The organism is Pseudarthrobacter sp. MOO13 (assembly GCF_058267655.1).
The window spans coordinates 2,069,389-2,082,219 of sequence record NZ_CM177848.1 but is presented as its reverse complement, the minus strand read 5'-3'; the positions used below and the strand labels follow the sequence as shown (position 1 = coordinate 2,082,219).

The following is a 12,831-nucleotide window of genomic DNA, read 5'->3' as shown; positions in this document are numbered from 1 at the left end:
CGCACCGCACCATCACCCGGGGCACGTTGAGGCTGCCCTTTCGATCGCTCAAACACGGGATGAACAGGGGAGGCATCCCCTACCGGGCCGGCGCCGGATCGGGCAGGATGGTTTCTGCACCCGTTCCGGCCATGTTAAGGAGACCCCGCTATGCCCACCATCCTCAACCCCTACCTGAGCTTCCGGGACAACGCCCGTGAGGCAATGAACTTCTACCAGTCTGTCTTTGGCGGCGAACTGACACTGAGCACGTTCGCCGACTTCCAGGCCAGCGACGATCCTGCCGAAGCCGAGAAGATCATGCACGGCATGCTCACCACCACCCAAGGCCTGGTGCTCATGGGTGCCGACACCCCGAACAGTATGGAATACCACCCGGGTTCATCGATCTCGGTGTCCCTGAGCGGGGACGACGAAGGGGAGCTCCGGGGCTACTTCGAGAAGCTCAGCGGTGAGGGCGGTGCGGTCACGGTCCCCATGGAAAAAGCGCCGTGGGGCGACGTTTTCGGCATGTGCGTGGACCGTTTCGGAGTGTCCTGGCTGGTCAACGTCAACGGCGCGCAAGCCACGCAGGCTCCCTGACCGCAACCTGCCCGGGCCTACGTGGCGGGGACGGCCGGCCACTGCAGTTCCTGGCGCGACCCGGACGAATCCACCCTGCCCACTCCTTGAGGCGGGCCCGCCGTGCTGCGAGGATGGAGGGGTGAGTCCCCTCATGGAATTTCTTTCCGACAAATGGTGGCTGGTTTTCCCGCTGATGGCTTTCGCCGGCCGCTGGGCCGGCGGCTGGCGGCGTGCCGCCGAACGGCGCCACCGGCGCCGGGTTGAACTGTACAACCTGAAGAACCAGGCACGTGAAGTCGAGAGCGCCTCCCTGGCAGAGGTGCAGGCGCTGATGGATGCCCATGACACCACCAACAAACGGTGGCTCGAGTACGAACTCGATGTCGGCAAGCTCATCGACTTTCCGCTGATGACCGACGTCCGTGAGCCGCTCACGGTCGCCTTCCTGCGAGCCAAACGGGAAGCAGACGGCAAGCGGTCGGCATCTGCCGCGGACCTGACTTCCGTGACCGGACTTGAGTCGTACCGGCAGGCAGTCAACAACTTTGCGGTGGCGCTCGACGTCGCGGAACGGGAAGCAAAGCGGATCAGGGACAGCAGGTTCAGCGGTCCCGAGCGCGAACGGCTTGCCACGGCACGGAAACTTCTGATGATCGCGGAAAACCAGGCCGCCACGCCCGCTGAACGCCAGGCCGCTTACAAACGGGCCCGCCGCGAACTGGACGGCCTGATTGTCCTGCCCGATGTAACCGTCGCCGCGATCGAAGAGAAGATCGCGCCGGAACTGGATGCGCCGCCCCGTTCCGCGCAGTTCCACCAGGGCTGAAGCCGCGCGACAGGAGACAGCCCCGGTCCCCACCGCGATGGCGTGGAAACGAGGCGGACCAACGCCGGCGGACACCCGTTGGCGGCGCCCGCCACTGTTTTGTCCTCATGCCGGGGACGCGTACGATCGATAAGGTTTCCCGCCGGTTCCGGCCCCCACCGCAAGTCATTCCACGCAAACAGCTGGTGAACTATGCTGTGCAAGGCAGCCTGGTAGGAGAAACTGCTGAACGTCGACTCTGCAGATTGGGCAACAGGTGGATATCACCTTCATGGTGGCGCTGGTCATCGCACTGGCACTATTTTTCGACTTCACGAACGGGTTCCACGACACCGCGAACGCCATGGCCACACCCATCGCAACGGGCGCCATCAAGCCGCGGACAGCGGTGGCCCTGGCGGCCGTCCTGAACCTTGTGGGCGCTTTCCTGTCCACCGAAGTGGCCAAGACGGTGTCGGGTGGAATCATCCGCGAAGGATCCGGTGGCGTGCAGATTACCCCGGAGATTATCTTCGCCGGCCTGATGGGGGCCGTCCTGTGGAACATGGTCACCTGGCTCAAGGGGCTGCCATCCAGCTCATCGCACGCACTCTTCGGCGGCCTGATTGGTGCCGCCGTTGTCGGTGCAGGGTTCAGTTCCGTCAACTTCGAGAGCCTGCTCCAGAAGGTCATCCTTCCCGCTGTCTTCGCCCCGGTTATCGCCGGGCTCGCGGCCTACGTCTGCACCCGGCTTGCTTATGCGCTCACCGCCCGCCACGATCCCGAGACCGGCAGCAAGCTCACCCAGAAGCGCGGCGGTTTCCGCACCGGCCAGATTTTCACCTCCAGCCTGGTAGCCCTCGCCCACGGCACCAATGATGCCCAGAAAACCATGGGCATCATCACCCTGGTGTTGATCGCCGCGGGCAGCCAGGCTCCCGGTTCGGGCCCGCAACTCTGGGTGATCACAGCTTGCGCCCTGGCCATTGCGATCGGTACCTACGCCGGCGGCTGGCGCATTATCCGCACCATGGGCTCCGGCCTGACGGAGGTCAAGCCCGCGCAGGGCTTCGCGGCCGAGACCAGCACCGCCTCCGCGATCCTCGCCTCCTCCCATCTTGGCTTCGCCCTCTCCACCACCCAGGTGGCGTCCGGCTCGGTCATCGGCTCCGGAATGGGACGCCGCGGTACCACCGTCCGCTGGAACATGGTGGGCAAGATCGCACTCGGCTGGCTCTTCACCTTGCCGGCAGCGGGAATTGTCGGTGCCCTGACTGCCCTGCTGGTCAAGACCGGCGCGGTGGGCGTGCTGATTGCTGCCGTGGCCGGCAGCGGCGCTGTGCTGTTCATGTTCTTCTACTCGCGCAAGTCTTCTGTGGGCCACCAAAATGCGGTCGAGGTCGAGGAGGCCGGCCAAGCGGTCCGCTTCGCCAAGAAAAAGGCCATGGCCCGCGCCCGGGCCAAAGCGAAGGAACAGGCCAAGGAACAGGCCAAAGCTGACAATGGCGCTGCTGCCAACACCCCTAAGGAGAATCAGCGATGAAGTGGTTGGAACTCCTGACCGTCGCAGGCACCACGCTCATTTCCGCCGCACTGGTGGTTACGCTCTACTCGCTCGGCGTCAGGTTTACGGCAATCGCCGCCGACGCCCAGCAACCCTCCCCGGGGATCAAGCGCTCGGTGGCCTACCTGTGCTTCTCCCTGTGTGGCGTGGCCGTGCTCTTCGGGCTGTACCTGATCATCCCGTACTTCACCAAGTAGCGGGTTCCTCCGGCTGGACCCGACCATGGGCAGCACGGCCGGGGTTGGCTAGGCTGGGCCCATGCCGCGCATCCAGTACTTCGTAGCCGCCTCCCTGGACGGATTCATCGCCACCTCAACGGACGACCTCGGCTGGCTCCTGCAGTTCGACGGATTCGAGGGCGGGGCGGAAAGCTACGACGCGTTCATGGCCGGGGTGGGGTGCATCGTCATGGGCGGGGAGACGTACGCCTGGCTGCAGGAGCACGACGCCGGCACCTGGCCCTACGCGGGCACTCCGACGTACGTCTTCACGCACCATGAGTACGCGGTCGCCGAAGGGGCCGACGTCACCTTCGTCCGCGGCGACGTGGCCGAATTCATAACTGACTTCCGGAAATCCGCGCAGGGCCGGAACATCTGGGTGGTGGGCGGCGGCAACCTGGCCGCCCAGTTTGCCGACGCCGGGCTGCTGGATGAGATCATCCTCTCCCTGATTCCCGTGGTGCTGGGGGAGGGAAAGCGGCTGCTGCCGCTGAAGGGGCCGACGGCCCCGCTCGAACTGGCCGCCTCCCGCACCCTCGGCAGGGGGATCGTTGAATTGCGCTACCTGCTGGCCGCGCAAACAACACCGCCCGGCGCTGCCTGATTCAGCCGGCGTTGTCCCGGAGCATGTTGGTGATCCGGGCAGATGACAGCCGCCGCCCCCGGGCGTCGGTCATGACCACCTCATGGGTGGTGAGCGTGCGGCCCAAATGGATCGCGGTGCACGTACCCGTAACCAGCCCCTGCGCAATCGAACGGTGATGGGTGGCGTTGACCTCGATGCCGACGGCGTGCCTTCCCGGACCCGCGTGCATTCCGGCGGCGAACGAACCGAGGGTTTCCGCCAGCACCACGTGGGCGCCGCCGTGGAGGATTCCCGCGACCTGCGTGTTGCCCTCCACCGGCATGGTGGCGACTGTCCGTTCCGGGCTCATCTCCAGGAAATGGATCCCCATTTTGACCACGAGTGCGCCGACGCCAAACGCGCCCAGCCAGCCGTGCATATGGTCGGGGATTCCGGCCGCTGCCAGCTCTTCGGCGAAGGGGCCCGGCGTGAAATTGTCTGTCATGGCAACTAGGCTGGCACCTGTGAGTGAAACAACCAAACCGGCCCCTTTCCCGTCCCAGGTCCTGGAGGAAGAGCCCTCGGCGCAGCCTGCTTCCACCCCCCAGGACCCGGGAGCCAGTGACGCTTCCCCTGCTGCCGGCGGGTCGGTTTCCGCTACCGTTGCCCCCGTTGTCCCCATCACCGGCCAGCCGCGCCTCCTGGTGCTTGACGGGCACTCCATGGCTTTCCGGGCGTTCTTCGCCCTTCCGGCGGACAAGTTCTCCACCGCCAACGGCCAGCACACCAACGCCATCCACGGGTTTACGTCCATGCTGATCAACCTGATCAAGGAACAGCAGCCCACGCACATCGCCGTTGCTTTCGACGTCTCGGACGAATCCACGCACCGCAAGGCCGAGTACAGCGAGTACAAGGGCGGCCGCAACGAGACACCCCGCGAGATGAGCGGGCAGATCGACCTCATCGGGCAGGTGATGGAAGCCTGGGGGATTAAGACCATCAAGATGCCCGGTTACGAGGCCGACGACATCCTCGCAACCCTTGCCGCCATGGGCGAAAAGGCCGGCTTCGAGGTCCTCCTCGTTTCCGGCGACCGGGACGCCTTCCAGCTGATCACGGACAACGTCTTCGTCCTCTATCCCAAGAAGGGCGTCAGCGACATTCCCCGGATGGACGCCGCGGCCATCGAGGCCAAGTACTTCGTGAGCCCGTCCCGCTACTCCGACCTCGCCGCCCTGGTGGGCGAGACGGCGGATAACCTGCCCGGCGTGCCCGGTGTCGGGCCCAAGACGGCAGCCAAGTGGATCAACCTCTACGGCGGCCTCGAAGGGGTGCTGGAAAACATCGACTCCATCGGCGGCAAGGTAGGTGACGCCCTGCGCGGGAATGTGGACGCCGTCAAGCGCAACCGCAGGCTGAACCAGCTCCACACCGACCTCGACCTGCCGGTCACGCTCGACGACCTCTACCAGCCGCGGCCCGACCAGGCCGTCCTTGAGGACCTTTTCGACCAGCTCGAATTCAAGGCCATCCGCGGCCGCCTCTTCGCCCTCTACGGCGACGCCGACACCCCGGCAGCGGAGCGGGACAGCATTGACACCCCGGAGTACAGCACTCCCGCGGATGCCTTCTGAACTTGCCGCCTTCCTGGCCGCGGGAGTGGGCCACCGCTCGGCCCTCGCCGTCGACCTCGTGCCCGGACGGATCGGCGAGGACGCCGCGGCGCTGGCGATCGTCCGTGGTGACGCCGCCGTCTACATCGACCTCGCCGGCCAGGACGCGGAGACAGAGAATGTCCTGGCCGGGTGGCTTCGGGACCGGGAGGCGGCCAAGGTGATACACGGCTTCAAAGCCGCGCTGAAGGCACTCTCCGCCCGTGGCCTCAAGCTGGAGGGCGTGGTGGACGACACCTCCATTTCCGGCTACCTGATCGAGCCGGACCGGCGCACCTACGAGCTCGCCGAACTGGCCCAGCACCACCTCAACGTGGGAATCCCCGCTGCCACGGCCAAGGCCGGGCAATTGGAGCTGTCGTTCGACGGCGAGGACACCGCCGCCGCCGATGCCCTGGTCCAGGCCGGCGCCGTCGTCCTCGCCCTCAGCCGCTTCTTCGAGGATGAACTCAAGGAGCGCAAGGCCGAAGACCTGCTGTCCACCCTTGAGCTGCCGGTGGGCCGCGTCCTCGCGGACATGGAACTCGCCGGCATCGCGATCGACATGGACAAAATGGACGAACAGCTCGCCGATTTGGCGCGGGTGATCGACCAGGCCCAGGAACAGGCGTTTGCCGCCATCGGGCACGAGGTCAACCTGGGCTCGCCCAAGCAACTCCAGACGGTACTGTTCGACGAACTGCAGCTGCCCAAAACCAAGAAGATCAAGTCCGGTTACACCACGGACGCGGCATCGCTGAAGAACCTCCTGGAAAAAACCGGGCACGAGTTCCTGGTCCAGCTCATGGCCCACCGCGAGGCCGCCAAGCTGCGCCAAATGCTCGAGTCGCTGAAGAAATCGGTGGCAGAGGACGGCCGCATCCACACCACCTACGCCCAGAACGTCGCGGCAACCGGCCGCATCTCCTCGAACAACCCCAACCTGCAGAACATCCCCATCCGCAGCGAGGAAGGCCGCCGCGTGCGCGGCATCTTCGTGGTCAGCGACGGCTACGAATGCCTGCTTTCCGCGGACTACTCGCAGATCGAAATGCGCATCATGGCGCACCTGTCCGGCGACGAAGGGCTGATCCAGGCCTACAAGGACGGCGAGGACCTGCACCGCTTCGTCGGCTCGAACATCTTCCACGTGCCCACGGACCAGGTCACCAGCGCCATGCGCTCCAAGGTCAAGGCCATGTCCTACGGGCTGGCCTACGGGCTGACCTCCTTCGGCCTGTCCAAGCAGCTGGAGATCTCCGTGGACGAGGCCCGTACCCTGATGAAGGACTACTTCGACCGCTTCGGCGCCGTCCGCGACTACCTGCGGGGCGTGGTGGACCAGGCCCGGGTGGATGGTTACACGGCCACCATCGAAGGCCGCCGCCGCTACCTCCCCGATCTCACCAGCACGGACCGCCAGCTGCGCGAAAACGCCGAACGCATTGCCCTGAACAGCCCCATCCAAGGCTCCGCCGCGGACATCATCAAGCGCGCCATGCTCGGTGTTCATGACGAGCTCAAGGCCCAGGGGCTGAAGTCCAGGATGCTGCTCCAAGTCCATGACGAACTTGTCCTCGAGGTGGCGGCGGGGGAGCGGGCCGCCGTGGAAAAGCTGGTCACCGAGCAGATGGCAGCCGCCGCCGACCTCAGCGTGCCCCTGGAAGTGCAGATCGGCGTCGGCCCCAGCTGGTACGACGCCGGCCACTAGGCTTCCTGCCGGCCCAGCAGACGGCCGGCGTGTTTGTGCTGGTCAAGCGCCGGATTCATTGGCTAGGCTCGGGTAAATGGGTGATCTGAGCGGAAACTATGAAATCCGGCGCTTTCCCGCCGTGTCCAAAGGCAACGAAGGGTACGCGGAGGCCGAAACCTGGGCCAAGGCCGTCGGGTTCGGTTTCCACGACTCCACCCGCACCCCCGAGCACCGGGAGCGGTCCCTTGCCACCTATGAGGTCGACGGCCGGATCTTCACCGGGGTTTACCAGACCGGTCCCGTGGCCCCCTCCTCGCTGCCTGCCGAGGTACCCGTTGCCACCTTCGGGACCTTCCGCAAAACCCTGAACATTGGCTTCGGCCGCATGCTGGAAACGCAGATGGTTACGGCCGTGACCGTCCGTACATCGCACCGCCGGCGCGGCCTCCTGCGCCGCATGATGACCGAAGACCTCCAAGCCGCCAAGGACGACGGCATCGCCATGGCAGCGCTGACGGCCTCGGAGGGCAGTATCTACGGCAGGTTCGGCTACGGCGTGGCAAGCCTTGAGCGCACCGTGAAAGTGGACACCACGGCCCGGTTTGCCCTGCGGCACGCGGCCACGGGCGCCGTGGAAGTGGCGGACCCCAAAACCCTGTTGGACGTGGCCCCCGCCGTGTTCGAACGCGTCCACCGGCACACGCCAGGGTCCCTCGGCCGGCAGGAATGGTACCGGCACCTGGCCTCCGGGTCGCTGGGACGCGACGGCAAGGAAGATCCCGCCATCAAGGTGGCGCTGCACTACGGCCCGGACGCAACCATCGACGGCTATGTCTCCTACAAGTTCCTTGGCTGGGACACCACCCCCTACACGGTGGAAGTGGTGGACCTTGTCGCCGCCACCGACCATGCCTACCTCGAACTCTGGCAGTACCTGGCCGCCATCGACCTCGTGGAGCGGGTCACCTGGAACGAGGCGCCGGTGGATGATCCCCTTGCCTGGGCCCTGGCTGACCCGCGCTGCATCGACGCCTCGGACAGCCGCGACATGCTCTGGCTCAGGATCCTCGACGTTCCACAAGCCCTCGCTGCGCGCCACTACCCGGCCGATGGCCGGCTGGTCCTCAAAGTCGATGATCCGCTCGGCCTCACGCCGGGGATTTTTGCGCTGACCGTGGAGGGCGGCCAGGCCGGCGTTGAACGCCTGCCCGAAGGCACCGCCGCCGACCTCGAACTGGGCGTCTCCGCGCTGTCCTCGATCTTCCTCGGTGCTGTGTGCCCGGTGACCCTGAAGGCTGCCGGCGCCATCGGCGAGCCACGGCCGGGCGCCGCCCTCGAGGCCCGGCAGATGTTTGCGGTGGAACGGGCGACGCACTGCCTGACCCACTTCTGAGTCCCCGTCCCCGGTCCCGGCCGCTTTGACCCGCGTTGCCGGCACCGACTAGAATAAACGGGCGTGTACCACGTGCACGTCCTTGCGGTCCCAGGCCGCATTGAAAGTAATCCACAAAATCAGGATGACCCGGAGGATCCGTCGGATTCACCGTGAATCGCGCCTGCGTTCCATAACGCGGGCGCGCCGGTTTGCCTGACCGACTAACTATCCACAACGGAGCCCCTACTACATGACCATCACCTCCACCGAGAAGCCCGGTACCCCCGTAGTCGCAATTAACGACATCGGTACCGCTGAGGACTTCCTCGCAGCAGTCGACGCCACCATCAAGTACTTCAACGACGGAGACCTCGTCGAAGGTACCGTCGTCAAGGTCGACCGCGATGAAGTCCTGCTCGACATCGGTTACAAGACCGAAGGTGTCATCCCCTCCCGCGAGCTGTCCATCAAGCACGACGTTGATCCCGGAGACGTCGTCTCCGTCGGCGATCAGGTCGAAGCCCTGGTGCTCACCAAGGAAGACAAAGAAGGCCGCCTGATCCTCTCCAAGAAGCGCGCTCAGTACGAGCGTGCCTGGGGCGACATCGAGAAGGTCAAGGAAGAAGACGGCGTCGTCACCGGTACCGTCATCGAGGTCGTCAAGGGTGGTCTTATCCTCGACATCGGCCTGCGCGGCTTCCTGCCCGCATCCCTGGTCGAAATGCGCCGCGTGCGCGACCTGGCTCCGTACATCGGTCAGCAGATCGAAGCCAAGATCATCGAGCTGGACAAGAACCGCAACAACGTTGTGCTGTCCCGCCGTGCATGGCTCGAGCAGACCCAGTCCGAGGTCCGCTCCACCTTCCTCAACAAGCTCGAAAAGGGCCAGGTCCGTCCCGGCGTCGTGTCCTCCATCGTCAACTTCGGTGCCTTCGTGGACCTGGGCGGCGTCGACGGCCTGGTTCACGTTTCCGAGCTGTCCTGGAAGCACATCGACCACCCGTCCGAGGTTGTCGAGGTTGGCCAGGAAGTCACCGTCGAGGTTCTCGAGGTGGACCTGGACCGCGAGCGTGTCTCCCTGTCGCTCAAGGCTACGCAGGAAGATCCGTGGCAGACCTTCGCCCGTACCCACGCCCTGGGCCAGGTTGTCCCGGGTAAGGTCACCAAGCTGGTTCCGTTCGGTGCGTTCGTCCGCGTCGAAGACGGCATCGAAGGCCTGGTCCACATCTCCGAGCTCGCCGTGCGCCACGTTGAGCTGGCCGAGCAGGTTGTCTCCGTTGGCGACGAACTGTTCGTCAAGGTCATCGACATCGACCTCGAGCGCCGCCGCATCTCGCTGTCCCTCAAGCAGGCCAATGAGGGCGTCGACGCCGACAGCACCGAATTCGATCCCGCCCTGTACGGCATGGCCGCAGAGTACGACGAAGAGGGCAACTACAAGTACCCCGAGGGCTTCGACCCCGAGTCCAACGAATGGCTCGAGGGCTACGAGAACCAGCGCGCCGCCTGGGAACAGCAGTACGCTGACGCCCAGACCCGCTGGGAAGCACACAAGAAGCAGGTTGCCCAGCACGCTGCCGACGACGCTGCAGCTGCAACGTCCGGTGACAGCGATTCCGGCGCTACCAGCTACTCCTCCGAGCCTGCTGCCACCGACACCGGTGCCGGCACCCTGGCCTCGGACGAGGCACTTGCTGCTCTCCGCGAGAAGCTGACCGGCAACTAGTTGCCACCGGTGCCGGGTTCATCCCGGCAGCAACGAGAACAGGCCCCCTGCCTCTGGCAGGGGGCCTGTTCTCGTTGCTGCGGGTCCCGGGCGCTGCTGCGGCGACAGCGCCTCCCGCCCTCACAGGTGGACGACGGCGTGGACCGTTCCATCGTCGTCGGGCGTCAGAACGGCGCCGGCCGCCTCGAGGAGCCGCTGGGCTTTGAGGTTACCGGCCAAAGTGCGGGCAGTGACGCGGTGCAGGCCCGCCATGCGGGCCTCCTCAAGGACCAGCCCCAGGGCGGCGCGGGCGACCCCGCGGGAGCGAAAGCTCCGTCCCAGCCAGATGCCGGTTTCGGCCGAAAGCACATCGGTGTGGGCTTCCCGTTTGAGCCGGACGGAACCGGCTATGTCACCGCCACTGAACACGGCCCAGGATTTCTCCGCCGCGGGGCCGTCAAGGCCGGCGGCTGCCGCGTGGTGGTAGCTGAAGAACCAGGCGGTGCGCTCAAGGTTCCAGCCGGGGCCGCCGAGCGGGGGAGCCACTTCGTCAGGGGAGGCATCACGTTTGGCCAGTTCGAGCAGCTGGTCCGCGACAGCCCGGTCCACATCCACGATGGTGACCTCAGGCAAGGCGTTCATCAACCCACTCCGTTCCTTCGGGAGTCAGCGCAGCGGAGCCTGCGGTGAGCTGCTGGATCCGTTCAGTTGCTGCCGCAATGGCATCGGCATGGTCGGGTACGGCGATGCGCAGGACCGTGAGGCGGTCCTGGTAGGACGTTTCCGCCATTACCAGGCCGGCGGCGCGCAGGTCGTTCTCCAGCCGGCCGGCCCCGGCGTGCGGCACCGCCGTCCAGCAGATCCGCAGCCTGCTGCGCCGGATCAGGGGTGCCTGTTCCAGTGCCGCGGAGACAGATTCCGAGTAGGAGCGGACCAGGCCGCCCGCGCCCAGCAGCACTCCGCCGAAATAGCGCACGACGACGGCACTGACGTCGCTGAGGTCGGCCACCCCGGGTGCCGTTTCCCTTTTCACCAGCGCTTCGAGCATGGGGATCCCTGCGGTGCCCGCGGGCTCGCCGTCGTCGCTGGAGCGCTGGATGCTGCGGTCCGGGCCGATGACGAACGCGGAGCAGTGGTGCCGGGCATCGTGGAACTCGCGGCGAAGCCCGGCAGCCAGTTCCCGGGCGTCCTCCTCCGTTCCGGCCCTGCGGAGGACGGTGATGAACCTGGACCGCTTGATCTCCAGCTCGTGCCGGACGTCATGGCCGGCCGCCAACGTGGTGTAAGTAGTGGTCCTGCTGTCTTGCGCTTGCACCCGGCCCAGTCTAGCGGCGGCGGGAACCGGCGCTTTCGGGGTTCGGTGGACATTCCGTGACGCCACGGACGCCGGCTTCACACGCGGTTCAGTAGGGTGGGAGGGTGTTGAAAATCGGCTTGACGGGCGGAATCGCCTCAGGAAAATCGGTGGTGGCGGCCCGGCTGAAGGAGCACGGCGCGATCCTGGTGGATGCGGATGCACTGGCCCGGGAAGTGGTGGAGCCCGGGACCCAAGGCCTGGAACAGATCGCTGCCGGGTTCGGCGCGGACATGCTCGACGGCGACGGACGGCTTGACCGCGCGCGCCTCGGCGAAGCGGTGTTCGGCCAGCCGGAGCGCCTGGCGGCCCTGAACGCCATCGTCCACCCCCTGGTGCGGGCCCGCGCGGCCGAGCTGACGGCAGCGGCACCGGATGACGCCGTCGTGGTCCAGGACATTCCCCTGCTGGTCGAGACCGGGCAGGGGAGCAGCTTCCACCTTGTCGTGGTGGTGGACGCTCCCGATGACGTCCGGCTGCAGCGCATGCAGGCGCTGCGGGGGATGACCCCGGAAGCGGCGCGTTCACGGATGGCCGCCCAGGCCACCCGCGAGCAACGCCTGGCAGCCGCCGACGTCGTCCTGGACAACTCCGGCACCGTGGAGCAGCTCCTGGACCAGGTGGACCGGCTCTGGGAACAGCGGTTGCAGCCTTACGCCCGCAACCTCGCCGCCGGGACCCGGGCCCCGCGTACCGGCGGGCCGGTCCTTGCCCCGCACAGCCGGGACTGGTCCCGGCAGGCCACGCTGATCGCGGCGCGGCTGAGGGCGGCCGCCCCTGACGCCATCCTGGCGGTGGACCACATAGGCTCCACCGCCGTCCCCGGCCTGGCTGCCAAGGACGTCATCGACCTCCAGGTGGCCGTGCCTGACATGGCGGCCGCAGCTGCGATCGCGCCGCTCCTGGCCGCTGCCGGATACCCGGCGGTGCGGGGGATCGAATCGGACACGCCGAAACCCGGTGCGCCGGATCCCGCGTCATGGCTCAAGCGATTCCACGCCAACGCGGATCCAGGCCGGGCGGTGAACGTGCATGTGCGGCCGGCCGGCTCGGCCGGATGGCGATATGCGCTGATGTTCCGGGACTGGCTGCGGAACGATCCTTCCGCGCTTGCGCTCTACCAGGCGCACAAGGCGGACCTCGCCCGCCGCTTTTCCGACTCCGCCGGAACCGGATCCTACGCTGAGGCGAAGGAACCGTGGTTCACCGACGTTGCCTGGCCGGCGATGTCCGCATGGGCCCGGACAGCCGGGTGGGCGCCGCCGTCGTACGCGTCGTGAACGGCCGCCCCGTCCCGGCGCTTGTTCGCCCGTAACGGATTGGACGCTTC

At 66.5% G+C, this 12,831-nt stretch carries 11 protein-coding genes and 1 pseudogene; 9 read left to right on the top strand and 3 right to left on the bottom strand.

What is annotated here, in order from left to right; genetic code table 11:
* Nucleotides 1–150: 150 nt before the first annotated feature.
* The 5 genes from AC4EEO_RS09680 to AC4EEO_RS09660 all read left to right on the top strand — a co-directional run bounded on the left by AC4EEO_RS09680 (nt 151) and on the right by AC4EEO_RS09660 (nt 3,758).
* Entirely contained in the window at nt 151–582 is a 432-nt protein-coding gene (locus AC4EEO_RS09680; RefSeq protein ID WP_018761227.1) for a VOC family protein, read from the top strand.
* Nucleotides 583–715: 133 nt separating this feature from the next.
* Complete coding sequence (locus AC4EEO_RS09675) at nt 716–1,390, top strand: hypothetical protein (protein ID WP_491340328.1); 675 nt, start codon at nt 716–718, stop codon at nt 1,388–1,390.
* 256 nt (nt 1,391–1,646) lie between these two features.
* Nucleotides 1,647–2,912, top strand: coding sequence for an inorganic phosphate transporter (locus AC4EEO_RS09670; RefSeq protein WP_018761229.1), 1,266 nt, complete (start codon nt 1,647–1,649; stop codon nt 2,910–2,912).
* Nucleotides 2,909–3,130: a hypothetical protein gene (locus AC4EEO_RS09665; protein ID WP_018761230.1), complete on the top strand. Its 222-nt coding sequence runs from the start codon at nt 2,909–2,911 to the stop codon at nt 3,128–3,130. Before AC4EEO_RS09670 ends, AC4EEO_RS09665 begins: the two co-directional genes overlap by 4 nt.
* 61 nt (nt 3,131–3,191) lie before the next feature.
* Nucleotides 3,192–3,758, top strand: a complete 567-nt coding sequence (locus AC4EEO_RS09660) for a dihydrofolate reductase family protein (protein ID WP_018761231.1) — start codon at nt 3,192–3,194, stop codon at nt 3,756–3,758.
* Between the two features lies 1 nt (nt 3,759).
* Here the strand turns inward: AC4EEO_RS09660 and AC4EEO_RS09655 are convergent, their stop codons facing one another.
* Nucleotides 3,760–4,224 (bottom strand): hotdog fold thioesterase, encoded by a 465-nt coding sequence (locus tag AC4EEO_RS09655; RefSeq protein ID WP_018761232.1) that lies wholly within the window; start codon nt 4,222–4,224, stop codon nt 3,760–3,762.
* Nucleotides 4,225–4,441: 217 nt separating this feature from the next.
* Here AC4EEO_RS09655 and polA point away from each other — a divergent pair.
* From polA to rpsA, 3 genes and pseudogenes are all read left to right on the top strand, one after another.
* Nucleotides 4,442–7,085 (top strand): annotated as a pseudogene (gene polA / locus AC4EEO_RS09650) (DNA polymerase I).
* A 76-nt stretch (nt 7,086–7,161) separates the two neighbouring features.
* A complete protein-coding gene (locus tag AC4EEO_RS09645) occupies nt 7,162–8,460 on the top strand; it encodes a GNAT family N-acetyltransferase (RefSeq protein WP_109044642.1) in 1,299 nt (432 codons plus the stop codon).
* A gap of 232 nt (nt 8,461–8,692) precedes the next feature.
* Nucleotides 8,693–10,168 (top strand): 30S ribosomal protein S1, encoded by a 1,476-nt coding sequence (gene rpsA, locus AC4EEO_RS09640; RefSeq protein WP_018761235.1) that lies wholly within the window; start codon nt 8,693–8,695, stop codon nt 10,166–10,168.
* Nucleotides 10,169–10,288: 120 nt separating this feature from the next.
* Here rpsA and AC4EEO_RS09635 read toward each other — a convergent pair whose 3' ends face one another.
* Together AC4EEO_RS09635 and AC4EEO_RS09630 are read right to left on the bottom strand one after the other, a co-directional pair.
* On the bottom strand, nt 10,289–10,789 hold the full coding sequence (locus AC4EEO_RS09635; protein WP_018761236.1) for a GNAT family N-acetyltransferase: 501 nt from the start codon (nt 10,787–10,789) through the stop codon (nt 10,289–10,291).
* Entirely contained in the window at nt 10,773–11,462 is a 690-nt protein-coding gene (locus AC4EEO_RS09630; RefSeq protein ID WP_491340327.1) for an IMPACT family protein, read from the bottom strand. Before AC4EEO_RS09630 ends, AC4EEO_RS09635 begins: the two co-directional genes overlap by 17 nt.
* A gap of 104 nt (nt 11,463–11,566) precedes the next feature.
* Here AC4EEO_RS09630 and coaE point away from each other — a divergent pair, with 104 nt between their 5' ends.
* The gene (gene coaE / locus AC4EEO_RS09625) at nt 11,567–12,781 is read left to right on the top strand and encodes a dephospho-CoA kinase (protein WP_109044641.1); all 1,215 of its coding nucleotides are present in this window, start codon (nt 11,567–11,569) and stop codon (nt 12,779–12,781) included.
* Nucleotides 12,782–12,831 lie beyond the last annotated feature (50 nt).